The following is a 26054-nucleotide window of genomic DNA, read 5'->3' as shown; positions in this document are numbered from 1 at the left end:
ACCGCGGAGCCCTTCCCGCCGACCGCGACACGCACCACCCGACCCCACTGACGAGGAGACTGATGCACGACGACCGGCAGCTGATCGAGGGTCGGCTGGCCCGCATGCTCGGGCGGATCGCGGAGGCGGTGTGGTCCGAGCCGGAGCCCGTGGAGCTCGCGTGCTGGGAGGCGCCGGGGGAGCCGGTGCCGGTGGCGGAGGGGCTGGCCGCGGCATACGAGCCGGCGCAGGTGGGACAGCGCTGGGGCGCGCCGTGGGGCACGACCTGGTGGCGCGTCCGCGGGACGGTCCCCGAGCGGCACGCCGGGCGCGTGGTCGACCTGCGGCTGGACCTCGGCTTCAACCCGGACTGGACGGGCTTCCACGCAGAGGGCCTCGTCCACCGCGCCGACGGCACCCCGGTGAAGGGCCTGAACCCGCGGACGCAGTGGGTGCGGGTGGCCGACGAGGCGACCGGCGGCGAGCAGGTCGAGCTCTTCGTCGAGTCGGCGTCGAACCCGATGCTGCTGGGCGGTCCCGGCTTCGCGTTCCAGCCGAACCCGCTCGGCGACCCCGAGACGGCCGGCGACGAGCTGCTCTACCGGGTCGCGCGCGCCGAACTCGCCGTCTTCGAGCAGGAGGTCTGGGAGCTGCAGCAGGACCTCGAGGTGCTGGGCCAGCTCGCGGCGGAGCTGCCGCTCGAGGATGCCCGCCGCTGGGAGCTGCTGCGGGCGCTCGACCGGGCGCTGGACCTGGTCGACGTCGCCGACATCGCGGGGACGGCGCCCGCCGCTCGCGCCGAGCTGGCCGCCGCCTTCACCGCGCCTGCTCGCGCGAGCGCCCACCGCATCTCGGCGGTGGGGCACGCCCACATCGACTCCGCCTGGCTGTGGCCGGTGCGCGAGACCGTCCGCAAGGTCGCCCGCACCTGCGCCAACGTCGTCGACCTCATGGACAGCCACCCCGACTTCGTCTACGCGATGTCGTCCGCGCAGCAGTTCGCGTGGCTCAAGGAGCACCGGCCGGCGGTGTGGGAGCGCGTGGTGGAGCGGGTGCGCGAGGGCCGGTTCGTGCCGGTCGGCGGCATGTGGGTGGAGTCCGACACGAACATGCCGGGCGGCGAGGCGCTGGTGCGCCAGCTCAACCACGGCAAGCGGTTCTTCCTCGACGAGCTCGGGGTCGAGACGCGCGAGGTGTGGCTGCCGGACTCGTTCGGCTACACGGCCGCCATGCCGCAGCTGGTCGCGCTGTCGGGCTCGCAGTGGTTCCTCACCCAGAAGATCTCGTGGAACACCACGAACCGGTTCCCGCACCACACGTTCCGCTGGGAGGGCCTCGACGGTACGAGGGTCTTCACGCACTTCCCGCCGGTCGACACCTACAACTCGGAGATCTCCGGGGCCGAGCTGGCCCACGCAGCAAGGAACTTCGCCGACAAGGGCGCGGCCACGCGGTCGCTGGTGCCGTTCGGGTGGGGCGACGGCGGCGGCGGCCCGACCCGGGAGATGCTCGCCCGCGCGGCGCGCCTGCGAGACCTCGACGGCTCGCCGCGGGTCGAGGTCGAGCGACCGGACGCGTTCTTCGCGGCGGCCGAGGCGGAGTACCCCGACGCCCCCATCTGGGTCGGCGAGCTGTACCTGGAGTTCCACCGCGGCACGTACACCTCGCAGGCGCGCACCAAGCGGGGCAACCGACGCAGCGAGCACCTCCTGCGCGAGGCCGAGCTGTGGGCGGCCACGGCCGCGGTCCGCACCGGCTCGGCATACCCGCGCGAGGACCTGGACCGGATCTGGAAGGTGGTGCTGCTCAACCAGTTCCACGACATCCTGCCCGGCTCCTCGATCGCGTGGGTGCACCGCCAGGCCGTCGAGGCGTATGCCGCGGTGGCGGCCGAGCTCGAGGGGATCATCGCCCGCGCGCAATCGGCCCTGGCGGGAGAGGGCGACGTGGAGGTGGCGTTCAACGCCGCGCCGCACGACCGGGCGGGGGTGCCTGCGCTGGGGGTCGCGCCGGTGGAGCCGTCCGGTGACGACGTCGAGGGGCGATCGGCTGTCGACGTGCGCGCCGACGGCGAGGGGTGGGTGCTCGACAACGGGCTCGTCACGGCCAGGCTCGACGCCCGCGGCCTGCTCGTGTCGGTCGTCGACGCAGCGACCGGTCGCGAGGCCCTGGCACCGGGCTCGGCCGGCAACCTGCTGCAGATCCACCCGGACACCCCGAACAAGTGGGACGCCTGGGACGTGGACGCCTTCTACCGCAACGCGGTCCGCGACCTCGACGATGCCGAGTCGGTCGAAGCGGTCGCCGGTGGCGTGCGTGTGGTGCGCCGGTTCGGGTCGTCGACGGTGACCCAGCTCGTCACCCTGCCGGTCGGCGAGCCGCGCGTCGACGTCGACACCGAGGTGGACTGGCGCGAGCGCGAGCAGATCCTCAAGGCGGGGTTCGACCTCGACGTCGCGACCGAGCGGGCGACGTCGGAGGTGCAGTTCGGGCACGTGCACCGGCCGACCCACGCCAACACGTCCTGGGACGCCGCCAAGTTCGAGACCTGCGCCCACCGCTGGGTCCACGTGGGCGAGCCCGGGTACGGCGCGGCCGTCGTCAACGACTCGACCTACGGGCACGACGTGACCCGGCGCGAGCGCGAGGGTGGCGGGACGAGCACCTGCGTCCGGCTGTCGCTGCTGCGTGCGCCGCAGAGCCCCGACCCGCACGCCGACCTCGGCGTGCACCGCATGCGGTACGCCCTCGTGCCCGGTGCCGGGATCGCGGACGCGGTCCGGGAGGGCTACCGGGTCAACCTGCCGCTGCGGGTCCTGCGCGGCAGCGGGGAGCCGGTCGAGCCGCTGGTGGCCGTCGACGGTGACGGCGTGCTGGTCGAGGCCGTCAAGCTGGCCGACGACGGGTCCGGCGACGTGGTCGTGCGGCTGTACGAGGCGCTCGGGCGGCGGTGCGCGGTCCGGGTGCGTGCGACGTTCGAGCACTCCGGGGCGTGTGCCGTGGACCTGCTCGAGCGACCGATGCCCACCGACGGCGTCGTCGACGACGGCCCGGACGGGGGTGTCTCGCTGGCGCTGCGCCCCTTCCAGGTCGTCACCCTCCGCTTAGCCCGCGGCTGAGGCACTCGAAGTCCCAGACTTCGGTGCCTCACCTCCGTCTGACCGCCGAAGTCCCAGACTTCGGGGAAGAACCGCTGTCGGGAGCGCGAAGTCCCAGACCTCGGCCCATGGTCTTGCTCTTCAGCCCGAAGTCCCAGACCTCGGTGACCGCCTTGCCGTTCCGGCTCGACCGGGACTACCCGAGCAGGGCCGCGAGCTCGGCGAGGAGACGGGTCAGGGCCGAGCCGCGCAGGTCGGCTGCCGTGATGCGCAGCACGCGCCAGCCGAGCGACTCGAGGAGCCGAGTGCGTTGGATGTCGCTCTGCCACTGGCGCCGATCCGTCCGGTGGTGATCTCCCTCGTACTCGACGATGACGCGGGCGTCACGCCACAGGAAGTCGGCCCGTGCCACGAAGTTCCCGTCCTCGGCAAAGACCTCGGCGTTCAGCTCCGGCTCGGGGAGCCCCGCCCGGCCGAAGTGCAGCCTCGCCCGGGACTCCATCGGCGAGCCGCTTCCTGACCGCAAGAGGGGCCCAGCCTCCCGGAGGCCCCGGCGCCCCCGTCGGCCGCGTCGGCCGGTCGCCCTGCCCGCTCCCACCATGCGCTCGAGGAGGGCGGGGTCCCGTGTCGCGAAGGCGTCCCCTGCGATGACGAGGTCCTCCACGCCGAACCCGGGCATCGCGGCCAGGTCCACCCAGGTGTCCACGGCCGAGGTGACCGGGAGTCCCCTCAGTACCTCGTGGCTTCGGGTCCGCAAGCCACGGTGCCCCACGACTCCGGCTCGCCTCAAAGGCGTTCCATCGCGCATGACGTGCAGCGGCTCGTCGGGGAGCCAGGTTGTCGGCAGGGGCAGGCGCCACAGCCGTGCCGCGGTCAGGTGCGAGAAGGCGAACCCTTCACCCAGGGCGAGGCTGACGGTCTCCGCGAGCTCCTCGACAGTCCCTGCCCGGTGGTGGGCACGGACTCCCCACGTCGGCCTCAGGAGGTCCCGCGCCTCGAGGCGGGCCTGAGACACCCGAAGTCCACGCGCCTCCGACAGTGTGAACGGGCGGCCGCGCAGCTCCTCCGGGAGATCCGTGAGTGGTCGTGACACGGTCCCAGCCTGTCGCGAGTCCCGGCGCCCCACGGCGCTGTCCACAGGCATACGCCACTGTGCTCACTGCCCCGAGGTCCCAGACTTCGGGGGCAAGCGGACCGGCATGCCCCGAAGTCCCAGACCTCGGGTGCAAGCGGACCGGCATACCCCGAAGTCCCAGACTTCGGCGACGTCCGTCCCGCAATCAGGCGAGGTCTGGGACTTCGGCAGCGGAGGAGTGTCGGGGGGCGATGTGCCCGACCTCGTCCGCGAGTGAAAGCGGAGTCCTCGACCGGGTGCCGCGGGACCTGCCACGCTGTGGCATGGCCGCTCCCACGGACCCCTTCGACGGCTCGGACTTCACCGTGGACCTCGGCACGGGCGAGGAGGTCCGATTCTCACGGGTGGACCTCCCGGTCGCGCACGTCGACGAGGTCGCGTACCGCTCGGGCGCCGACCGGAGCAACGAGGCGCGCATGCAGCCGGGCCGCGCGGGCTACTCGCGGCTGGTGCTCACGCGGGGCCTCACGACCGACCTGTCGCTCTGGACGTGGTGGAAGTCCGCCCGTGACGGCGACCCGCACGTGGACCGCGACGTCCGCGTCCGGCTGCTGGACGCGACCCGTGCGCCGGTCCTGGCCTGGCGGTTCCGCAACGCGTTCCCCGCGGCATACCGCGTCTCCCCGCTGGTGGCGGGATCGGGCGAGGTGGTCCTCGAGACGGTGGAGCTGGTCTTCGACTCCATGGAGGTCGAGGCCACCTGAGCGGGGGGCCCGGGCGGTGCCGGAGCGCCACCCGCTGCGCCACCTGCTGCGCCACCTGCTGCGCCACCTGCTGCGCCGCCCGCTGCGCCGCCCGCTGCGCTGCCCGCAAGCGGCGTCCCGCACCCCGTCCTGTCGTTTGCACTCTCCACCCGAGAGTGCCAATAATGGCGTTAGCACTCTCACCCTGAGAGTGACAATCCTGGCCAGTCAAGGTGAGGTCCGGGATGCGCGGATGACCTGAGCCGTGCGTGCCGGTCCGTCCGTCGCGGGCACCCGCTGGCCGTCACATCGATTCGCGTGGGAGGAACCACCCGAATGGCCAAGATCATCGCCTTCGATGAAGAGGCTCGTCGCGGGCTCGAGCGGGGCATGAACACCCTCGCCGACGCCGTCCGCGTCACCCTCGGCCCGAAGGGCCGCAACGTCGTGCTCGAGAAGAAGTGGGGCGCCCCCACGATCACCAACGATGGTGTGTCCATCGCCAAGGAGATCGAGCTCGACGACCCGTACGAGAAGATCGGTGCCGAGCTCGTCAAGGAGGTCGCGAAGAAGACCGACGACGTCGCGGGCGACGGCACCACCACCGCCACCGTGCTGGCCCAGGCCCTCGTCAAGGAGGGTCTGCGCAATGTCGCGGCCGGCGCCAACCCGATGGCCCTCAAGCGCGGCATCGAGAAGGCCACCGAGGCCGTCTCCGGCCAGCTGCTCGAGATGGCCAAGGACGTCGAGACCAAGGAGCAGATCGCCTCCACCGCCTCGATCTCCGCCGCTGACCCCCAGATCGGCGAGATGATCGCCGAGGCCATGGACAAGGTCGGCAAGGAAGGCGTCATCACCGTCGAGGAGAGCAACACCTTCGGCCTCGAGCTCGAGCTCACCGAGGGCATGCGCTTCGACAAGGGCTACATCAGCCACTACTTCGTGACCGACACCGAGCGCATGGAGGCCGTGCTCGAGGACCCCTACGTCCTCGTCGTGAACTCCAAGATCTCGGGCATCAAGGACCTGCTCCCGCTGCTCGAGAAGGTCATGCAGTCCGGCAAGCCGCTGCTGATCATCTCCGAGGACGTCGAGGGCGAGGCCCTGTCGACCCTGGTGGTCAACAAGATCCGTGGCACCTTCAAGTCCGTCGCCGTCAAGGCCCCGGGCTTCGGTGACCGCCGCAAGGCCATGCTCGCCGACATCGCCATCCTCACCGGTGGCCAGGTCATCTCCGAGGAGGTCGGCCTCAAGCTCGACACCGCGGAGCTCGACCTGCTCGGTCGTGCGCGCAAGGTCGTCGTCACCAAGGACGAGACCACGATCGTCGAGGGTGCGGGCGACGCCGACCAGATCCAGGGTCGCGTCAACCAGATCCGCGCCGAGATCGAGAAGTCGGACAGCGACTACGACCGCGAGAAGCTGCAGGAGCGCCTGGCCAAGCTGGCCGGCGGTGTCGCAGTCATCAAGGCCGGCGCCGCGACCGAGGTCGAGCTCAAGGAGCGCAAGCACCGCATCGAGGACGCCGTGCGCAACGCCAAGGCTGCCGTCGAGGAGGGCATCGTCGCCGGTGGTGGCGTGGCCCTGCTCCAGGCGGGCAAGGCCGCGTTCGAGAAGCTCGAGCTCGAGGGTGACGAGGCCACCGGGGCGAACATCGTCAAGGTCGCCATCGAGGCCCCGCTCAAGCAGATCGCGATCAACGCCGGTCTCGAGGGCGGCGTCGTCGCGGAGAAGGTCTCGAACCTTCCCGCCGGCCACGGCCTCAACGCCGCCACGGGCGAGTACGTCGACCTCGTGGCCGCGGGCATCATCGACCCGGCCAAGGTGACGCGCTCCGCGCTGCAGAACGCCGCGTCGATCGCCGCGCTGTTCCTCACCACCGAGGCCGTCATCGCCGACAAGCCCGAGAAGGCTGCGCCGATGGCTCCGGGTGGCGACGAGATGGGTGGCATGGGTTTCTGAGCTGACGCTCGGACACCTGCCGCACACGGCATACGCGCAAGGGCGGCTCACCTCCGGGTGGGCCGCCCTTCCGCATGCCCCGGTATGCCGCGTGCCTCGCCTTCCGTCGGGGCGACTCCGGTGCCCCGCACCGCGGGGACGTGTAGAACTGTGCGGTGACCACTGACGTGCCCGAGGGGCCCCTCGTCCTCGGACCCCTGCTGCGGTACGTCGGGGAGACCTCGGCCACCATCTGGGTGCAGACCCGCGACGCGGGCACGGTCGAGGTCGAGGCCTTCGGCCGGACGTGGCAGGCGCGGACGTTCGGCGCCCACGGCCGGCACTACGCCCTCGTCGTGCTCGACGGGCTCGAGGCGGGTGCGAGCAGCGACTACGTCGTGCGCATCGCCGGCGAGCAGGTCTGGCCGGAGCCGGAGCCGCGGTATGCCGGTCTGCCCGCCAGCCGGGTGCGCCTGCTGCGCCGGTCCGAGCCGACCCGCCTCACCTTCGGCTCGTGCCGCACGAGCGTCCCGCACGACAAGGAGGGCAACGCCAGCAACGGCGTGGACGCCCTGAGGGCGATGGCCTACCACCTCAGCCGACCCCAGCGGCAGGCCGAGGAGTGGCCGCACCTCGTGGCCTTCCTCGGCGACCAGGTGTATGCCGACGAGACCTCCGAGGAGATGCGCGCCTACATCGCCTCGAGGCGCAGCCTCGACGAGCCGCCGGGCGAGGAGCTCAAGGACTACGACGAGTACGCGCACCTGTACCTGCTGGCCTGGTCGGACCCGCTCAACCGCTGGCTGCTGTCGACCCTGCCGAGCGCGATGATCTTCGATGACCACGACATCCGCGACGACTGGAACACCTCGCTGTCGTGGCACCGCGAGATCAACGCGAAGCCGTGGTGGCACGACCGCATCGTCGGGGGCCTTGCGTCGTACTGGGTCTACCAGCACCTGGGCAACCTCTCGCCCGACGACCTCGCGGGCGACGAGCTGTGGCAGCTCGTCGCCGGGCACGAGGGCGACGACGAGGTGGACCTCACCGAGGCCCTCGACGCCTTCGCGGAGCGGGTCGACCGCCGGCCCGAGACCTACCGGTGGAGCTACAGCCGCGACCTGGGGGAGTCGCGCCTCGTGGTCGTCGACTCGCGTGCCGCCAGGGTGCTCGAGCCGGGCCACCGGTCGATCCTCGACGACGACGAGATGGCGTGGCTCGACCAGCAGCTGCGCGGCGACGTCGACCACCTGTTCGTCGGCACGTCGCTGCCGTTCCTCATGGCGCAGGGCATCCACGACCTCGAGGCCATCAACGAGGCGATGGCCAATGGCGCCTGGGGTCACCGTGTCGCGGTGTGGGGCGAGAAGATGCGCCGCGCCATCGACCTCGAGCACTGGGCGGCCTTCCAGGAGGGCTTCCAGCGCGTCATGGGCATGGTGACCGAGGTGGCCGGCGGCCGCCGGGGCAAGCGGCCCGGCACCATCACCTTCCTGTCCGGGGACGTGCACAACTCCTACGTCACCGAGATCACCCCGTCGAGCCTGGAGCCGGGCAGCAGCAAGGTCGTCCAGCTCGTCTGCTCGCCGATCCGGAACCCATTGCCGCGCAAGGTCCGCATCGCCCAGGCCTTCCTCGGCAAGCGGCTGGCCAGGCCCATGGAGCTCGTCGTCCGGCACACCGACAAGGTGCCGACCGCGCCGTACCCGTGGACCGTCACGCACGGCCCGTGGTTCGACAACACGCTGGCCACGCTCGAGGTCCGCGGTCGCGGGCTGGTCGTGCGCTGGGACGCCGGCGAGGTGCACGGCGAGCGCTACGACCAGCCGGACACGCGCCAGGTCGCCCGGGTCGCCATCTCCTGACGCCGCTGCGACGAACCCCCCGGTGCACCCCCGTGGCGCACCCGCTTCAGACCCGGCATACCCGAGCAGACGGTGCAGACCGGGCAGAGCGGGCGACACCCGACCCCCGGGAACGAAGCCGGGACGTTCGGGGTTTCCTCAGGGTGAGGTCAGGGTCGAACCCGAGGGTCCCGGGACGGCGTCGTCCCTACCGTGGAGGAGAAGGGGAAACCACTGTGAGCCGGGAGCCTGAGATGACATCCACCACCACGACCGGGACGACCGCGGCACCGAGCCGCCGGGACGTCCAGCCGCCCGCGGCACGGGTCGTCGACCTGACCAAGGTGTACGGGAAGGGGGAGACGGCGGTCCGCGCCCTCGACGGCGTGAGCCTCGACATCCGCCGCGGCGAGTTCACCGCCATCATGGGGCCGTCCGGGTCGGGCAAGTCCACGATGATGCACTGCGCGGCCGGTCTGGACGCCGTGACGAGCGGCCAGGTCCTCATCGGCGACGTCGACATCACGACGCTCAAGGACAAGGCGCTCACGGCGCTGCGACGGGACCGGATCGGCTTCGTCTTCCAGGCGTTCAACCTGGTCCCGACCCTGACCGCGCAGGAGAACATCCTGCTGCCCATGGCCATCGCCGGCCGCCGCCCGGACCGCGAGTGGTTCGACCTCGTCATCGACACCGTCGGGCTGCGTGACCGGCTCACGCACCGGCCGAGCGAGCTCTCCGGTGGCCAGCAGCAGCGCGTGGCCTGCGCCCGCGCCCTGGTCAGCCGTCCCGAGATCGTCTTCGCCGACGAGCCGACCGGCAACCTGGACTCCACCTCGGGCGCCGAGGTGCTGTCCTTCCTGCGCCGCAGCGTCGACGAGTTCGGCCAGACGATCGTCATGGTGACGCACGACCCGGTCGCCGCGTCGCACACCGACCGCGTCGTCTTCCTCGCCGACGGCCGCTTCGTCGACGAGATGCGCGACCCCACCGCCGAGCGGATCCTCGAGCGGATGGCCGAGCTGTCGGCGCACCACCCGGTGGCTGCCAGCGCCCCCGCGGAGGGCTGAGCCGTGCTGAGGGCCAGCTGGAAGAGCCTGCTCGGCCGCAAGCTGCGGCTGTTCATGAGCGCGTTCGCGATCATCCTCGGCGTCTCGTTCGTGTCGGGGTCGTTCATCTTCACCGACACGCTCGGCAAGGCGTTCGACGGCATCGTCAACACCGTCGGCGACGTCGTCGTGCGCCCCGAGGTGACGGGGAGCAGCTTCGAGCAGGGGCCGACGGCCAGGACCGTGCCCGGCTCGCTCGTGCGCTCGCTCGCCGACGTCCCCGGGGTCGCCCGCGCCGACGGCAATGTCAGCGACCCGACCACGTTCGTCGTGTCCACCGAGGGCAAGCTCATCGGCGGCGGGGGCCCACCCGGGCTCGGACTGAGCCACAACGACGCCCCGACGTCGGCCGGCGACCCGCCGGCGACCCTCTCCAGCGGCCGCTGGCCGCAGGGGAAGGACGAGGTCGTGCTCGACTCCTCGACCGCCGACCGGGCGGGGTACAAGCTCGGCGACACGGTCCAGCTGGTCACCAGCAGCGCGACGCCGAAGCTGTCGGCGAAGCTCGTCGGCATCGCCCAGTTCAAGGGCGGCACGGTCGGCGCCACGCTGGCGTTCTTCGACACCAAGTCCGCCCAGCAGATCTACTACGGCGGCAAGGACCAGTACAGCGACGCCTGGGTGACCGCCAAGCCCGGCGTCTCGCCCGCGGACCTTGCCCGTGCCGTGCAGGCCAAGCTGCCGTCCGGCTACCAGGCGGTCACGGGTGACGCCGTCGCCAAGGAGTCGCAGGACTCCGTCACCAAGGCGCTGTCGTTCATCAACGTGTTCCTGCTGATCTTCGCCGGGATCGCCCTGTTCGTCGGGTCGTTCCTCATCATCAACACGTTCTCGATCCTGGTCGCCCAGCGCAGCCGCGAGCTGGCCCTGCTGCGGGCGCTCGGGGCGGGACGGCGCCAGGTGACGCGGTCGGTGCTGTTCGAGGCGTTCGTCGTCGGGCTGGTCGGGTCGACCCTCGGCCTCGGCCTGGGGTTCGTCCTGGCCATCGGGATCACGAAGCTGTTCGGGCAGTTCGGGCTGGACCTCACGGGCTCGCCGCTCGTCTTCCGCCCGACCACCGCCCTCATCGCGTATGCCGTGGGGCTCGTCGTCACGATGCTCGCCGCCTACCTGCCCGCTCGCCGCGCCGGCAAGATGCCGCCGGTCGCCGCCATGCGCGACGACGTCACACTGCCGGAGTCGACGATGCGCTGGCGGCTCATGGTGGGCCTGGTGCTGTTCCTGTTCGGGCTGTGGGCCACCTGGCTCGGTGCGTTCACCAGCGCCGACCACGGCTCCTACTGGGTGGGGTCCGGTGTGTTCGGCCTGGTCATGGCGGCCATCCTCACCAGCCCGGTGATCGGCCGTCCGGTGATCGCGCTGCTCGGCGCGCTGTACCGCAGCGTGTTCGGGGCCGTGGGCCTCATGGCCGAGCAGAACGCCGTCCGCAACCCGCGGCGCACGGCGGCCACCGCGTCGGCCCTGATGATCGGCCTGACCCTCGTGTCGATGATGTCGGTGTTCGGGGCCTCGGCCAAGGCCAGCGTCGACCGGTCGATCGGCGAGAACTTCGTCGCCGACTACGTGGTGTCCAACGCCATCGGGCAGCCGTTCTCGGCCACGATCACCCGCGAGCTCGCCGCCGTCCCGGGTGTCGAGGCCGCAGCCTCCATGCGCTACACGGGCTCCACCATCGAGGGTGACCGCTCGTGGACCGGAGCGGTGGTCCCCGACCAGTTCGCCGAGGTCGTGCCGCTGCAGATGAAGTCGGGTTCCTTCGGGGGCGCCGGCGACCGCAGCGTGTTCCTCGACGAGGACAAGGCGGCGGCGCTCGACGCCCGCGTGGGCTCCCGGGTCGACGTGGCGATCGCGGGCGGCAAGCCGCAGCCCCTCACGGTGGCGGGCATCTTCGCCAAGCAGGCCATCACACCGCCCGTGCTCGTCACGCAGGCGGCCGCGACTGCCGCCGGGGTTCCGGTGCAGGACACGGCGACGTACATCCTGCGCAAGCCCGGCGCCTCGGCAGCCACGGTCGAGTCGGCCCTCGCAAAGGTCGTCGACGCCCAGCCGTCGGTGACCCTCAAGGACCAGGGCGCCTTCGCCGCCGAGCAGCGCAAGCCGATCGACCAGATGCTCTACATCATCTACGCCCTGCTCGGCCTGGCCGTGGTCATCGCGGTGCTGGGCATCGTCAACACCCTGGCGCTGTCGGTGATCGAGCGGACCCGCGAGATCGGCCTCCTGCGGGCGGTCGGCCTGAGCCGGCGCCAGCTGCGCAGCATGCTGCGGCTGGAGTCGGTCGCCATCGCCCTGCTGGGTGCGGTGCTCGGCGTCCTGCTGGGCCTCGGCGCCGGCTGGGTGCTCCAGCGCAGCCTCGCCGACCAGGGCATCGACGTGCTGTCGATCCCGGCTGCGCAGCTGGCGGTGTTCGTGGTGCTCTCCGGGCTGGTCGGGGTGCTGGCCGCCCTGTGGCCGGGACGGCGAGCCGCCCGCCTCGACGTGCTGCGCGCGATCACCACCGAGTAGCCCGACGGCCGCCCGGCGCCTGTGCCCGGCGGCCGTGCCCGGCGGCCCCGCGGCATACGCAGTCCGACTCGGCAGCCCACCCAGGTGGTGGGCTGCCGGAGTCAGCCCGCGGGGGCGCAGGCCCGGACCGTCACTGGAACATGCGCACGGTCTGGGCCTCCGTCTCGGCGTATTGCGCGCCGGCCGCCGCCAGCACACCGCCGATCGAGTCGAGCGAGGCCCGGACCTGCTTCTGCGTGGACTGCCACTCGCCCACGAGCGACTGGAACCGCGCGGAGGCGGTGCCGGTCCACGCGTCCTGCAGGGAGGTGAGCCGGCTCATCATCGCCGTCACCTGCCCGTCGATCTCACCCGAGATCCGGGCAACGTCGCCCGACGCGGCCGAGATCCGCTCGGTGTCGACCTGGAACTGTGCGGACATGACCCCTCCTGTCGTCCCGGCACCCCGGTGGCGCCGACTCCCAGCACGGTAGGCGCGCCGCCGGGGTCGGCAGCCGGTTGTCCACAGCCCCGTGGTGAGGGGCTGGTGGGACCTGGTGGGGCCCCAGCCGGTCGCGCGCACGGGTCGGCCCGCGACGGCCGGGGTAGCGTCGCCCCGTGACCATCTGGATCGACCCGCCGGCCTGGCCCGCGCACGGACGCCTGTGGTCCCACCTCGTGAGCGACCGCTCGTACGACGAGCTGCACGAGTTCGCTGCGGCGGCGGGCATCCCGCGCCGGGCGTTCGAGGGCGACCACTACGACGTGCCCGAGGAGCGGTATGCCGCGCTGGTCGGCGCCGGGGCACAGCCGGTGGCCGGTCGCGACCTCGTGCGCATCCTGCGCGCGAGCGGGTTGCGGGTGCAGAAGCGCCGGCTCGAGCGGGTCGTCGCCTCGGTGCCGGACGCAGCGTGGCTGCCCCCGGGGTCTCGGGCCGACGTCATCGTTTCGCGCCAGGCGCAACCGCCCGCGACGACCGTGGTCGTCCGGCTCGCGCTCTGGCGGGGCGAGGAGCTGCTCGTCGTGGACCGCCTGGGAGGCGGCGGGCCGGACCTGCCGTCGGCGCCGGTGGGGGCGCTGGACACCGGGGCGGTGCTGGACCACCTGCACACGGTCGTCATGGGCGGCCCGGTGCCGGCGACGGCGACCCTGCTCGGCTACGTGCGCAACACCGTGCCCCATCCGGACCCCGACTACCCGTGGCCGGTGCCGACGGCGGCCTTCGCGGTCTGGACAGACGAGGTCGGGGCGGGCACGCGGGCCCTCGCCGGGCGCTGGGTCCTGCCGGGGGACGTCGAGGACGAGCTGTCCACGCGCCACTGGTGGCCGCTGGTGTCGGGAGGGCCGCGCCGGTGAGGGGTCTCGTCGGCCGCGTCCCGGGTGCCCGCTTCGCCGACGGCAGCTCGTGCGACGTCGAGCTCTGGCTCGACCCGGCGCCCGTCCCGCCCGACCGCGTGTTCGCGGCCATGGTGGTGCTGCGCGACGGTGACGGCCGGTGCGCGGCCGCGTGGAGCCCGCGCAGGCAGGAGTGGGGGATCCCGGGAGGCTGGCGCGAGGACGGCGAGTCCGTGCCCGAGTGCGCCGTGCGCGAGGTGTGGGAGGAGACCGGCGTGCGGCTGCGCGCGGCCGACCTCGTGCCGGTCGGGCACGAGGACTTCCACCCCATCGGCGTCCGCGGTCGCTGGCCCGTCGACGGCGGCAGCATGCAGCTGTATGCCGCGCGGCTCGGGGTCGCAGGGCCACCCCTCGTGGCGGGCGAGCCGGACGCTGTCGACCCGCAGTGGCTGGAGCCCGAGGAGCTGGAGGCGCGCTCGGGCGGCCAGTTCTGGTGGCCGATGGTGGCCGGCGTCCTGGCCGGCTGACCCGAAGTCCCAGACTTCGGGGATGAGCGAGGGGTGTTGCGCCAAAGTCCCAGACTTCGGGGATCAGGGCGTCGGAATGCCCCGAAGTCCCAGACCTCGTGGTCGGTGCGTCGGAATGCCCCGAAGTCCCCGACTTCGGGGATCAGCGCGGGGTGTTGCGCCGAAGTCCCAGACTTCGGCGGTCGCGGGGCGGGCCACTCAGCCGAGCGCGCGCAGCTCCTCGGCGAGGTTCTGCCGAGCGCGTTCCTCCCAGGCCTCGCGGGCGAACGAGGTCGCGTAGACGGAGTCCCGCTCGAGGAACGGTCGCAGCACGGCGGCCCGGCCGGAGCGGAACGCCTCGTCGGGCACGGCGGCATACTCCTCGCGCACCTGCCCGGTGTACTGGGTGTACCGGTCGGGCGGGGCGGACAGGATCCACAGGTCGGCGTCGTGGAAGGCGGCTGCGAGGCCGCTGTCGGGCAGGTCGTGGGACGTCGTGGCGACGACGAGGTCGCGCACGGTGGCGACGTCGTCCTCCGGGAGGCCGAGGGCGTGCAGGTCCCGGGCGGCGAGGTCGGCACTGGCCTGTTCGTTGTCGCCGCCCGTGGCCGACGGGTCGTAGACGGCGTCGTGGAACCAGCCCACGAGGCGCCCCAGCGTGCCCTCGCGGGCGCTCAGGGCGCCGGCCTGCTCGAGGTCCTCCAGCGCCCAGAACACTTCCACGAGGTGGCGGGTGGTGTGGTAACTGCGGTGCGGCTCGGTCCAGCGGCCCAGCAGGTCGGCGCCGATCGCCTGGACCGCGTCGGAGTGGGCCCCGGGAGCGAGGTCGGCGAGGTCGAGCTTCCACCAGGTGATGAGGGCCGGCACGGCGGGCAGTCTGGCACGGGTCGCGGTGCCGGGCACGGAGGCGGCGGACCGTGCCCGGGGTGCTGACCACGGCAGGAGGCGGCAGGGCTGCGGCACGGAGGCGGCAGGTTGCCCTGGGGGGGATCAGCCCGTGCGACCGCGGTAGCGGCGCACCTTGGCCCGGTCGCCGCACGTGGCCATGTCGCACCAGCGACGCTGCTTGCTGCGCGACCGGTCCAGGAAGGGGTGGGTGCACCGGTCGTCGGCACACCAGCGGACGACGGCGCCGTCGTCGCGGTCGTAGAGCTCGGTCGCAGCTCGCGCCACGGCAGCCAGGCAGGCTGCCGCGGGACCCCGGCGGACGACCGAGCCGTCCGGACCCAGCTGCGGGACGGGGCCCGGCAGGCGCGCGAGCCGGTTCACTGCCGCCCGGCTGGCCGATGGCGGTGCCGTGCCGTCGACCAGGGCGGTGACCAGGGCGTGCAGGTGCTCGCGCAGTCGCACGGCTGCCCGCAGGTCCTCGCTCGTCGCCCTCGGCGCCCGGTCGACGATCCCGGCGTCGACGAACCACCGCGCCAGCGTCGCGGGGTCGGTGAGCTCGTCGAGGTCGGTCGTGCCGCGCTCCGCGACGGTGCCGACGAGGTCGAGGGCCGGGTTGCCGGCCACGTGGACCAGGGACATGTCACCAGTTTGACAGGTGTCACGAGGGCGAGCAAGGTCGTCGTAACCGGTCAAAGGGGTGTCATGGGATGGCGCGGTGTGGTCCTGTTCCTGGTCAGTGCGGTCCTGGTGCGGTCGATGGACGCCGGCGCCGGCGTGGGCCTCGTCCTGCTCTGCACGGACCGGGTGGCGCACCAACCCGTCCGGGTCGCCGGGATGCTTGCCGCCGCGCTCACGGCGCTGCACGTCACCGGACCGCTGAGCGCTCCCCTGCTCGGACGGGCGCGGGACCGCAGGTGGGTGGTGTCGGCGGCGGGGGTGCTCGCGTCCGCGGGCGTGGCGGTCGGGACCCCCGTGGTGGGCTCGTGGCCGCTGGCTGCTGCCCTCGTGCCGTGGGCACTCGCAGGGGCGGGCGGCCCGATGCTCACCGGCGGCCTGAGCAGCCTGCTCCCCACAGCCTCCGGGGACTGCGGGGAGTCCGGGGACGCCCGGCGGGCCAGGGCCCTCGACGCCCTGACCTACGGCGCATCGGCGACGATCGCCCCTGCCCTGGTGGCCCTGCTCGCCACGACCTGGTCCTCCGGCGCCGCCCTGTTGGCCCTGGCCGCCAGCGGCCTCGCCGGCTCCCTGGGCGTCCTGGCCCTGCCCCGCGTCGCCGCCGCATCGTCCGTACAGGGGCGCGTGACGGCCCGGGACGTAGCCAGGCACCTGTGGCGGGAACCCGGGCCTCGCAGGGTCGTCGCCCTGACGTGGGTGGGCGCCCTCACGGTCTCGGCAGCCCTGCTCACCGGCACCGCACTCGCCCGCGGGCAGGGCAGCGCCGAGGCCGGGTGGGTCGTCTCGGCCTTCGGGCTGGGCGGGGTGGCGGGCGGCCTGTGCCTGGCGGTCCGGCCCCTGCGGGTGCAGCTCGACACGGGGATGGTCCTGGCGACAGGGGCGCTCGGCACCGTCCTGGCCGGCTGCGCCGTCGTGGGTGCCGACCCCCGGCTCCTCGCCGCCGGGTTCGGCGCCCTGGGAGGAGTGCTCGCGGTCCACACCCTGCTCAGCCTGTCGGCACGCGGGGAGCTCTCGCCGCCCCACCTCGCCGGGGCGGTGTTCGTGACTGTCGGCGGGGCCAAGGTCGCGTTCTCCTCGGCCGGGACCGCGCTCGCCGGCTTCGCTGCGGCGTGGGGCGGCCAGCGGGTGCTCGCCGTGCTGGGCGCCGTGACGGTGCTGTCCGCCCTCGGAACCGCGCCGGGGGTCCGGCGCCGTGCGGAGCTCAGTCGGACAGCTCGGCCGGCAGGGGTAGGGCGTGCACCACGGTGAGCGCCGAGACGGCACGGGTCAGGACCACGTAGAGCCGGCGCAGCCCCGTGCGCGCGTCGGGCTCGGCGGCGGCGATCTCCGCAGGCTCGACCACGACGACCCGGTCGAACTCGAGGCCCTTGGCGACGCTGGCCGGGACGACGTCGACCTGGTGGTCGATGTCGCCGTGGTCCTGGCCGAGCACGCCGTGCTCGATGCCGTTGTCCTGCAACGCCTTCGAGATCACGGGCACGGAGGCGTCCGGAGCGATGACCCCGACCGAACCGGGCTCCGCCGACTCCGTCGCCACCACCTCGGCCACGCGGGCGGCCACGTCGCCGCTCACCGGGACGAGGTCGAGCCGGCCCGGGTTGTCACGCACGGAGACCGGCGCCCCCAGTCCCTGCGCCATGTGCGGCAGCAGGCGCGCGGCATACTCGATGACCGACGCGGGCACCCGGAAGCCGCGGTCGAGCACCTCCACGTGGCTGCCCGGCTTGCCCAGGTGCTCCAGCGAGGACTCCCACGAGTCGGTCGCCCACGGGGTGGTGCCCTGCGCGATGTCACCGAGCACCGTCGCCGCGCCGGTGGAGCAGCGGCGGCCCACCGCGCGCAGCTGCATCGGTGACAGGTCCTGCGCCTCGTCGAGCACGACGTGGCCGAGCGAGGGCGTGCGGCTGATGTGGTCGGCCAGCTCGTCGAGCAGGACGGTGTCGGCGTGGGACCAGCGGGCTGAGCCCTTGGTGCGAGCAGGCTTGTCCCACAACAGGACCCGCTGCTCGTCCTCGGTCAGCAGGCCGTCGGCGTGGCGGGCGAGCGCCTCGGCGTCGGAGAGCAGGTCGAAGAGGACCGCCTTGGCGTCGAGGGCCGGCCAGAGCGTGCCCACGTACTTCTTCACCACTGCCGAGCGCGCCACGGAGTCCTGCACGCGGTCGTCGGGCGAGTCCCCGGCGGCCTCCATCTTGAGCAGGACGGTGTGGGCAAGGCGCTGGGGGAGCATCTGCCGGGCGGCGTCGTACCGCACGCCCCGCGCGCGGAGCTCCTCGACGATCTCCGCGACCTCGTATGCCGGGACGCGCCACTTGCGCACCCCGCGCGGCACCACGAGGGGCTCGGTCGCGGTACGGACGGCCGACCACACGGCACGACGCAGGACCTCGGCGAGCCGGGCGTCGCCCTTGAGCACGGCTGTGTCGGTGGGGTCGGTGCCGCGGACCGGCACGGAGGCCACGAGCTCCTCGATGGTGGTGTGGCCGACGGCGACCTCGCCGAGGGCCGGCAGGACGGCGCCGATGTGCTCGAGGAACGCGCGGTTGGGGCCGATGACGAGCACCCCGGACCGGGCGAGCTTGTCGCGGAACGCGTACAGCAGCCACGCCGCGCGGTGCAGGCCGACGGCGGTCTTGCCGGTGCCCGGCGCCCCCTGGACGCAGATGGTCCGGTCCGCGCCCGCGCGCACGATCTCGTCCTGCTCGGGCTGGATGGTGGCCACGATGTCGCGCATCGGGCCGACACGCGGTCGTTCGATCTCCTCGGCGAGGATCTGGCTGCGGACCTCGTGCTCGCGGACGTCCTGGAGGTGCTCGTCCTCGTATGCCGTGATGCGCCCGTGGTCGAGGCCGAAGCGGCGGCGCAGGACCACGCCCATCGGGTCGGTGCGCGAGGCCCGGTAGAAGGCGGTCGACATCTGGGCGCGCCAGTCGATGACCATGGGGTCGCCGTGCTCGTCGGCCACGTGGCGCCGGCCGATGTGCCAGCTCTCGGGGCCCTGGTCGGAGTGCGAGCCGTCGGTGTCGACCCGGCCGAAGAACAGGGTGGTCGAGGGGTCGTCCTCGAGCGAGGCCGCGCGCAGGTGCAGGGTGCGGGCCAGGTGCTCGGCCGAGATCGGGTCGTGGGCCTGGACCTTCAGCGACAGCGTCTGCTCGCGCATCCGGGCGAGCGCTGCCCGTGCGCGCTCGAGGTGCTCCCTCTCCCGCTCGAGCTCGTCGAGGGCGGAGGCGTCAGGCACGAGGGGCGATTCTGCCACCGGAGGCGGACTCGGCCAACCGGGTTTCACCGGTGCTCACCCGACCCCGGAGGGGGCCGGTCGCGATGCCGACCCCGAGCGCCCAGGGTGGCGCAGACGAGGCCGCGCCCCTCGGGAAGGGGATCCGAGGGGCGCGGCACGTGCCCCGCACACAAGGGGCGGCCACCGGCAGCCGGGGGAGGACGCCCGGCGCCGGGAGGGTTACTGCGCCGGCTTGGCGGCGAGGGTGGCCGAGAGGGTCATCTGCTTGCCGTCGCGGATCACGGTCAGGGTGACCTTGTCGCCCACGGCTCGCTCGCGGATGCTCGCCACGAGCGACTCCGACGAGCCGGTGGACTGGCCGTCGACCTTGATGACCACGTCGCCGGACCGCAGGCCGGCCTTGGCGGCCGGCGTGCCGGCCGAGACGTCGACGACCTGGGCGCCGGTGCGCTGGCTGGTGCCGTCGGAGGCCGTGCCGTCACGGGTGGTGACCCCGAGGAACGAGTGCTGGGCCTTCCCGGAGTCGATGAGCTGCGTCGCGATCATCTTCGCCTCGTTGACCGGGATGGCGAAGCCGATGCCGATGCTGCCGCTCTGGCTGCCGCTGCTCGAGCCGCCGAGGCTGGCGATCGAGGAGTTGATGCCGACGAGCTGGCCCGAGGCGTTGACCAGCGCGCCACCGGAGTTGCCGGGGTTGATGGCGGCCGACGTCTGGATCGCGTTGGTCACGACCTCCGTGCTGTCGCTGCCACCCTGCTGCTGCCCGAACGGGTTCTGGTTCTGGTTGTTGTCCTCGGCCTGGGTGGTCACCGGGCGGTTGAGGGCGCTGACGATGCCGGTCGTCACCGTGCCCGCGAGGCCGAGCGGGTTCCCGACTGCCATCACGGGGTCGCCCACCTTGAGAGCGCCGGAGTCGCCGACGGCGACCGGCTTGAGGTCGCTCGGCGCGTTGGACAGCGTGATGACGGCCAGGTCGGTGCTGGGGTCGGTGCCGGCCACGCTCGCCTTGTAGGACCGCCCGTCGTTCAGCGTCACGGTCAGGCTGGCGCCCGATCCGGCGCCGCTGACCACGTGGTTGTTCGTGAGGATGTGGCCCTTGGCGTCGATGATGACACCGCTGCCCTCGGCCTCGCCCTGGCTGGAGGCCACCGTGATGGCCACGACGCTGGGGGAGACCGCAGCGGCGGTGGCGGTCCAGTTCGGGTTGCTCGCGTCGGCCTGGACGACCGGGCCCTTGTCCGTGCCGCGACCCAGGGTCGTCGAGCTCGCAGTGGAGGAGGGCTGCGAGCCGTCGACCAGCTGGGTCGCGGCCACGGTGCCGCCGCTGGCGAGCAGGGCGGCCAGCGCCGCGACGGTGGTGAGCTCCGCCAGGCGACGCCGCTTGGCCGGCTGGGCAGGCTCTGCCCCGTCCCGAGTGGGGAAGGAAGGGGGCGGCCCAGCCGGGGTCTGTGAGGAGGGGTGCTGGCCCGGGTAGCCGGACGCGCCGTAGCCGGACGCGCCGTAGCCGGATGCGTCGTAGCCGGACGCGCCGGGGCCGAAGGCGGACGTGCGCGGGAGCTCACGCGTCTGGCCGTACCAGACCGGTCCCGTGACGTCGGACTGCGGCGCGGCAGGGGCGTCCACACCGGGCTGCGGGGCGGTGGGCTGGGACCCGTGCGGCGCGGCATGCGGCGGCTGCGGGGCCGCCCACGGCTCCTGCTGGGGGGCCTGGGTGCCGGGCTGCTCGGCCGCCGACCCCGGCTCGCGCCCGGGGTCCGTGCCCGCGCTGCCGCTGGTCGGGAACCGGGTGTCGTGCGGGGTCTGGGTCATCTCTCGATCTCCTCGGTGTGGCTGATGACCCGAGTCAACCCCGTCGATGTCAACGGCTACTGGGCGCCTGCTGGGAGTTTCCTGTGGGCAGCTCCATCACGAATGTCGCGCCTCCACCAGGCGTCTGCGCGACGCCGATCCGGCCCCGGTGCGCGGCGACGATGGCTGCGGCGATCGCCAGCCCGAGGCCGTTGCCGCCACCCCCGGTGCGGGCGCGGGACGGGTCGGCGCGGTAGAAGCGCTCGAAGACGCGCCGGGCCTTGTCGGGGTCGACGCCGGGCCCGTGGTCCCGGACCTCGACGACGGCCATGCCGTCCTGCGCGCGGGGGCCGACGGCGACCTCGATGGGCGTGCCGGCCGGCGTGTGGTTGAGCGCGTTGGAGAGCAGGTTCGCCACCACCTGCCGGAGCTTGGCGTCCTCGCCCTGGGCCACCGTGGGACCGAGCGGTCCCTCGAGGCCGACGACCTCGATGCGGCGGCCGGGGTCGATGGCCCGGGCGTCCTGGGCCGCGTCGGCGGCCACCACGGTGAGGTCGACGGGGGCGATGGCGAGGGGCCGCTGGTCGTCGAGCCGCGCGAGCACCAGGAGGTCCTCGACCAGCCCGCTCATCCGGCCGGCCTCGCCCTCGATCCGGCTCATCGCGCTGGCCACGTCCTCGGGCTCGCGCACGGCGCCCTGGCGGTACAGCTCGGCGTAGCCCCGGACGGCGGCCAGGGGTGTGCGCAGCTCGTGCGAGGCGTCCGCCACGAACTGCCGCATCTTCTCCTCGGAGGCCTCGCGGGCGGCGAACGACTGCTCGATCTGCGCGAGCATCGCGTTGAGCGAGCGCGAGAGCGAGGTGACCTCGTCCTTGGCCGTCCGCGTGGGCACGCGCCTGGTCAGGTCGCCGTCGGCGATGGCGGCGGCGGTGTCCTCGATCTGGCGCAGCGGCCGGAAGGCACGGTTCACGGCATACCAGCCGACGCAGCCCATCGCGACGAGCACGCCCAGGCCGATGAGCAGCTCGACGAGGATGAGCCGGCGGACGGTGTGGCTGACGGACGTCAGGGGCACGGCGACGATGAACGTCGCGGAGTTGTCGCGCAGCTTGCCGGCCACGGCGCGCCACTCGCCGTTCCCGTCGCGGGAGGTGATGGTGAACGCGTCGGTCCCCGTGACCCGCCGGTCGTTGAGGGGCAGGGTGTCGGGCACGCCGGGACGCGCGTCGAGCCCGGTGGGGTCGATCTCGACCGCGTTCGAGCCGTCGGTGGGGTAGAAGACGACGGCGTAGCCGCTGGGCAGCCGGTTGCGCGTCGGCGCCCGCAGCGTGTCGAGCGCCTGCTGCGCCACGCTGGGGTAGGCCCGCTGCAGGTCCTGGTCGACCCGGCCCATGAGGTCGCGACGCATCAGCGCCGCCGTCGCGCCGGCCGTCAGGGTCAGGGCGAGCAGCAGCAGGACGAGCAGCACGCTGACGAGCCGCACCCGCAGCGGGAGCTCCTCGAGGCGCTGGTGCACCCGGTCGGGCAGGTGCGGCCGGCCCAGGCGCGGTCCGAGGGAACCCGTGGGTCCTCCCGTGGTGGCGGGATCGCCCGGCACCGCAGGACCGCCCGGCGTTGCACCCCCACCCGCCTGCGCAGGAGGCACGGGCGGCGGTGTCGCCGCCGTCGCAGAAGTGGCGGGGGTCGCGGCGGGAGGCGTCGTCACTACGCCTCCGGCGGCTTGCGCAGCACGTAGCCGACGCCGCGCTTGGTGTGGATGAGCGGCGCGAGGCCCTCGGTGTCGATCTTGCGCCGGAGGTAGGAGATGTAGGACTCGACGATCCCGCTCTCGCCGCGGAAGTCGTAGTCCCACACGTGGTCGAGGATCTGCGCCTTGGACAGCACGCGGTTGGGGTTGAGCATGAGGTAGCGCAGCAGCTTGAACTCGGTGGGGGACACGTCGATGACGCGGCCGGCGCGGCGCACCTCATGGGAGTCCTCGTCGAGCTCGAGGTCCTCGAACCGCATCGACGCGCCGTCGTCGACCTCACCGCGCGTGCGGCGCAGGACGGCGCGGATCCGGGCGACGACCTCCTCGAGGCTGAACGGCTTGGTGACGTAGTCGTCGCCGCCGACCGTGAGGCCCTTGATCTTGTCGTCGACCGAGTCGCGGGCGGTGACGAAGACGATCGGGAGCTGGCGGCCGGTGTCGCGCAGCTTGCGGGTCACCGAGAACCCGTCCATGTCCGGGAGCATCACGTCGAGCACGACCAGGTCGGGGTCGTGCGCGGTGGCGAGGTTGAGGGCGGTCGCGCCGTCGCCGGCGACGTGGACCTCGAACCCCGCGAAGCGCAGGGAGGTGGCCAGGAGCTCGCGGATGTTCGGCTCGTCCTCGACGACGAGGAGCCGGGCCTCGGGCTGGGTCGTGGTGCTCACGGCACCAGTGTCTGCCCGCTCTCTGGGAGTTTCCTGTATGCCGTCTGGGCGCGTCCTCGCCGGTTCGCCGGGCCGTGGTCGCCGGCGCCGGTCGCCAGCACTCGGAGGTGTCACCGGCTGAACAAGACAACGGTTGCGCGGCTTCCCACGGGTTGTTGTCCCGCGGGTTGCCGCGCAACCGTTGTTTTGCAGAGGGCGCGGCTGGCCGGAAGGCGGCCGGTGGCCGATCCCTCAGAAGCGGATGAAGGTGTCGAACTGGCCGTGCGCGCCGCCGACCGTGGTGGTGCGGGTGCCGTAGTGCTCCGGGTTGGCCCAGTTGTACTCCTCGACGACGAAGCTCCCGTTGGCGTTGACCTTCGCGACGTAGGCGACGTGGCCGTACGAGCCGGCGTCGCTCTGGGCGATGTCACCGACGTGCGGGCGGCCGCTCGTGGTCACGCCGGCCGCGCGGGCCGCGTCGTCCCAGTGGTTGGCGTTGCCCCAGTGCTGGCCCTTGTAGGAGTTGGTGAAGCTGACGTGCTTGACGCTCCGGGCGCGCCAGGCGGCGAAGGAGGTGCACTGGCCCTTGTAGAAGTTCCAGGGGTCGACGCCGGAGGTCTGGCCGCTGTACGGGTAGTTGTTCCCGATGATGCCGCTCGGGGTGGTGCTGCCGCCCGTGCTGCCGCACGCCGGTGCGACGCGGCCGTCGGAGCCGGTGTAGACGTAGGCGTCGGAGACGAACCGACCGGTGCCGATCTTGTCCCAGATGTTCGAGGTGCCGTAGGTGCCCTTGACGCTCGAGCCGGTCGTCTGGCAGATGATGTTGACCTTGGTGCCCTTGGCGACGGTCCCGACGGCCGCGTAGCCGGTGCCGGGGCCCTTGCGGACGGTGAGGTTGGCGCCGGAGGTCTTGATCGTCCCGGTGGCGGCGTTGGCCGCGACCGCGATCCCGCCGGCGATGCCGAGTCCGGCGAGGGAGGCGACGGCCACGCGGACCGGCTTGGTGGCGATGGTGGTGATGCCCATGTCTGTTCGCTCCTGGGTGTCGGCCGGCCCCCCTGTGGTTCCGGCTGCTGGCAGGAACGTAGGAGCGTCGGACACCCGCTGGCGATGGGGAGAGCTACCCGTGGATACGCTCGGCTGTGCGGGTCGTTCTGGTGAAATCCATTGCGGCACAACCACTTTGGCGCACCTGGTATGCCGTGTGCCGACGGGGAGGGGAGCGCTCCCCTCCCCGGGGGTTGCGCTGGTGTGCCCTCGCGGCAGCGGCGTCAGGGAGCCACGGGGCGGCAACCGCGTCAGCGGCGTCAGGCGCGACCGGCGGGCAGGTCGTCGGCGTCGACGATGCGGTAGGCGTACCCCTGCTCGGCGAGGAACCGCTGCCGATGCGCGGCGAACTCGGCGTCGACGGTGTCGCGCGCGACGACCGTGTAGAAGTGCGCGGTGCGGCCGTCGCCCTTGGGGCGCAGCACCCGACCGAGCCGCTGGGCCTCCTCCTGCCGGGAGCCGAACGTCCCCGACACCTGGATGGCGACCGTGGCCTCGGGCAGGTCGACCGAGAAGTTCGCGACCTTGGACACGACCAGCAGGTCGATGTCGCCGTCCCGGAACGCCTGGAACAGCTTCTGCCGCTGGCCGACCGGGGTCTCGCCGGTGATGACGTCGGCCCCGAGCCGCGTGGCCACCTCGTCGAGCTGGTCGAGGTACTGGCCGATGACGAGGGTCGGCTCACCCTTGTGGCGCTCGACGATCCGCTCGACGACCGGCAGCTTGGTCGGGCTGCACGACGACAGGCGGTAGCGGTCCTCCGGCTCGGCCACGGCATACGCCATGCGCTCGCTGTCGCCGAGCGTGACCCGCACCTCGACGCAGTCGGCAGGCGCGATGTAGCCCTGCGCCTCGATGTCCTTCCACGGCGCGTCGAAGCGCTTGGGGCCGATGAGGGAGAACACGTCCGCCTCGCGGCCGTCCTCGCGCACGAGGGTGGCGGTGAGGCCGAGGCGCCGGCGAGCCTGCAGGTCGGCGGTCATCCGGAAGATCGGCGCGGGGAGCAGGTGGACCTCGTCGTAGACGATGAGGCCCCAGTCGCGGGCGTCGAGCAGGTCGAGGTGCGTGTAGACGCCCTTCCGCCTCGTCGTCAGCACCTGGTAGGTCGCGATGGTGACCGGCCGGATCTCCTTGCGGGCACCGGAGTACTCGCCGATCTCCTCCTCGGTGAGGGAGGTGCGGTGCAGCAGCTCGTCGCGCCACTGCCGCGCCGACACCGTGTTCGTGACGAGGATCAGCGTGGTCGCCTTGGCCTGCGCCATGGCACCCGCCCCGACGAGGGTCTTGCCGGCCCCACACGGCAGGACGACGACGCCCGAGCCGCCGTGCCAGAACCCGTCGACCGCCTGCTGCTGGTAGGGCCGCAGGGACCAGTCGGCGTTGTCGAGGTCGATGCGGTGCGCCTCGCCGTCGACGTAACCGGCCTCGTCCTCGGCGGGCCAGCCGACCTTCAGCAGCTCCTGCTTGAGGTGGCCGCGCTCGGAGGGGTGCACCAGCACGGTGTCGTCGTCGACCCGGGAACCGACGAGCGGCTTGATCTTCTTGTGCCGCAACACTTCCTCGAGCACCGGCCGGTCGGTCGTGCGCAGCACCAGGCCGTGCTCGTCGTCCTTGAGCAGGGTGAGCCGGCCGTACCGGTCCATCGTGTCGGCGACGTCGACGAGCAGGGCGTGCGGCACGGCGTACCGGCTGTGCGTGACGAGCGCGTCGACCACCTGCTCCGCGTCGTGCCCGGCAGCACGCGCGTTCCACAGGCCCAGCGGGGTGACCCGGTAGGTGTGCATGTGCTCGGGCGCGCGCTCGAGCTCGGCGAAGGGTGCGATCGCCCGCCGGGCCTCCTCGGCCCTGGGGTGGTCGACCTCCAGCAGGAGGGTCTTGTCGCTCTGGACGATCAGGGGGCCGTCAGGCACGCG

Annotated in this window: 19 protein-coding genes; 9 read left to right on the top strand and 10 right to left on the bottom strand. The window is 72.8% G+C overall.

Translation table 11 applies throughout. The annotated features are described in order from the left end of the window. The first annotated feature begins 62 nt into the window (after positions 1–62). The gene (locus tag RKE38_RS06135) at positions 63–3098 is read left to right on the top strand and encodes an alpha-mannosidase (RefSeq protein WP_316006563.1); all 3036 of its coding nucleotides are present in this window, start codon (positions 63–65) and stop codon (positions 3096–3098) included. Positions 3099–3273: 175 nt separating this feature from the next. Here the strand turns inward: RKE38_RS06135 and RKE38_RS06130 are convergent, their stop codons facing one another. Then, positions 3274–3579 (bottom strand): endonuclease domain-containing protein, encoded by a 306-nt coding sequence (locus RKE38_RS06130; RefSeq protein WP_316006562.1) that lies wholly within the window; start codon positions 3577–3579, stop codon positions 3274–3276. An 896-nt stretch (positions 3580–4475) separates the two neighbouring features. Here RKE38_RS06130 and RKE38_RS06125 point away from each other — a divergent pair. From RKE38_RS06125 to RKE38_RS06105, 5 genes are all read left to right on the top strand, one after another. Further along, positions 4476–4916, top strand: coding sequence for a phage tail protein (locus RKE38_RS06125; RefSeq protein ID WP_316006561.1), 441 nt, complete (start codon positions 4476–4478; stop codon positions 4914–4916). Positions 4917–5231: 315 nt separating this feature from the next. Continuing rightward, a complete protein-coding gene (groL, locus tag RKE38_RS06120; RefSeq protein ID WP_316006560.1) occupies positions 5232–6857 on the top strand; it encodes a chaperonin GroEL in 1626 nt (541 codons plus the stop codon). Positions 6858–7012: 155 nt separating this feature from the next. Beyond that, a complete protein-coding gene (locus RKE38_RS06115) occupies positions 7013–8701 on the top strand; it encodes an alkaline phosphatase D family protein (protein WP_316006559.1) in 1689 nt (562 codons plus the stop codon). Positions 8702–8934: 233 nt separating this feature from the next. After that, positions 8935–9750 carry an ABC transporter ATP-binding protein gene (locus RKE38_RS06110; RefSeq protein ID WP_316006558.1) on the top strand — a complete coding sequence of 272 codons (816 nt, stop codon included), beginning with the start codon at positions 8935–8937 and terminating at the stop codon, positions 9748–9750. Between the two features lie 3 nt (positions 9751–9753). Further along, positions 9754–12294: an ABC transporter permease gene (locus RKE38_RS06105; RefSeq protein WP_316006557.1), complete on the top strand. Its 2541-nt coding sequence runs from the start codon at positions 9754–9756 to the stop codon at positions 12292–12294. A gap of 130 nt (positions 12295–12424) precedes the next feature. Here the strand turns inward: RKE38_RS06105 and RKE38_RS06100 are convergent, their stop codons facing one another. Then, complete coding sequence (locus RKE38_RS06100) at positions 12425–12715, bottom strand: WXG100 family type VII secretion target (RefSeq protein ID WP_316006556.1); 291 nt, start codon at positions 12713–12715, stop codon at positions 12425–12427. A gap of 176 nt (positions 12716–12891) precedes the next feature. Here RKE38_RS06100 and RKE38_RS06095 point away from each other — a divergent pair, with 176 nt between their 5' ends. Both RKE38_RS06095 and RKE38_RS06090 read left to right on the top strand, forming a co-directional pair. Continuing rightward, positions 12892–13629, top strand: coding sequence for a DUF4031 domain-containing protein (locus RKE38_RS06095; protein ID WP_316006555.1), 738 nt, complete (start codon positions 12892–12894; stop codon positions 13627–13629). Beyond that, entirely contained in the window at positions 13626–14135 is a 510-nt protein-coding gene (locus RKE38_RS06090; protein ID WP_316006554.1) for an NUDIX hydrolase, read from the top strand. The genes RKE38_RS06095 and RKE38_RS06090 overlap by 4 nt, the downstream gene beginning before the upstream one ends. 198 nt (positions 14136–14333) lie before the next feature. Here the strand turns inward: RKE38_RS06090 and RKE38_RS06085 are convergent, their stop codons facing one another. Together RKE38_RS06085 and RKE38_RS06080 are read right to left on the bottom strand one after the other, a co-directional pair. Then, positions 14334–14981, bottom strand: a complete 648-nt coding sequence (locus tag RKE38_RS06085) for a hypothetical protein (protein ID WP_316006553.1) — start codon at positions 14979–14981, stop codon at positions 14334–14336. A gap of 123 nt (positions 14982–15104) precedes the next feature. Then, positions 15105–15641 carry a CGNR zinc finger domain-containing protein gene (locus tag RKE38_RS06080; RefSeq protein ID WP_316006552.1) on the bottom strand — a complete coding sequence of 179 codons (537 nt, stop codon included), beginning with the start codon at positions 15639–15641 and terminating at the stop codon, positions 15105–15107. A gap of 63 nt (positions 15642–15704) precedes the next feature. On the opposite strand from RKE38_RS06080, the gene RKE38_RS06075 reads away from it, so the two are divergent. After that, positions 15705–16925, top strand: a complete 1221-nt coding sequence (locus tag RKE38_RS06075; protein ID WP_316006551.1) for a hypothetical protein — start codon at positions 15705–15707, stop codon at positions 16923–16925. Here the strand turns inward: RKE38_RS06075 and RKE38_RS06070 are convergent. The 6 genes from RKE38_RS06070 to RKE38_RS06045 form a co-directional block, all read right to left on the bottom strand. Then, on the bottom strand, positions 16879–18912 hold the full coding sequence (locus RKE38_RS06070; RefSeq protein ID WP_316006550.1) for an AAA family ATPase: 2034 nt from the start codon (positions 18910–18912) through the stop codon (positions 16879–16881). The genes RKE38_RS06075 and RKE38_RS06070 overlap by 47 nt on opposite strands. Before the next feature lie 219 nt (positions 18913–19131). After that, a complete protein-coding gene (locus tag RKE38_RS06065) occupies positions 19132–20721 on the bottom strand; it encodes a S1C family serine protease (protein ID WP_316006549.1) in 1590 nt (529 codons plus the stop codon). A 49-nt stretch (positions 20722–20770) separates the two neighbouring features. After that, positions 20771–22216, bottom strand: coding sequence for a HAMP domain-containing sensor histidine kinase (locus RKE38_RS06060; RefSeq protein WP_316006548.1), 1446 nt, complete (start codon positions 22214–22216; stop codon positions 20771–20773). Positions 22217–22404: 188 nt separating this feature from the next. Beyond that, positions 22405–23115: a response regulator transcription factor gene (locus tag RKE38_RS06055; protein ID WP_316006547.1), complete on the bottom strand. Its 711-nt coding sequence runs from the start codon at positions 23113–23115 to the stop codon at positions 22405–22407. A 231-nt stretch (positions 23116–23346) separates the two neighbouring features. Next, positions 23347–24120 (bottom strand): CHAP domain-containing protein, encoded by a 774-nt coding sequence (locus tag RKE38_RS06050; protein ID WP_316006546.1) that lies wholly within the window; start codon positions 24118–24120, stop codon positions 23347–23349. A gap of 281 nt (positions 24121–24401) precedes the next feature. Then, positions 24402–26051 carry a DNA repair helicase XPB gene (locus tag RKE38_RS06045; protein ID WP_316006545.1) on the bottom strand — a complete coding sequence of 550 codons (1650 nt, stop codon included), beginning with the start codon at positions 26049–26051 and terminating at the stop codon, positions 24402–24404. Positions 26052–26054: the final 3 nt, after the last annotated feature.

It is taken from the genome of Phycicoccus sp. M110.8 (assembly GCF_032464895.1).
Lineage (GTDB): Bacteria > Actinomycetota > Actinomycetes > Actinomycetales > Dermatophilaceae > Pedococcus.
Note: the sequence above shows the minus strand (reverse complement) of the source record. Positions and strands in the feature narration are given on the sequence as shown.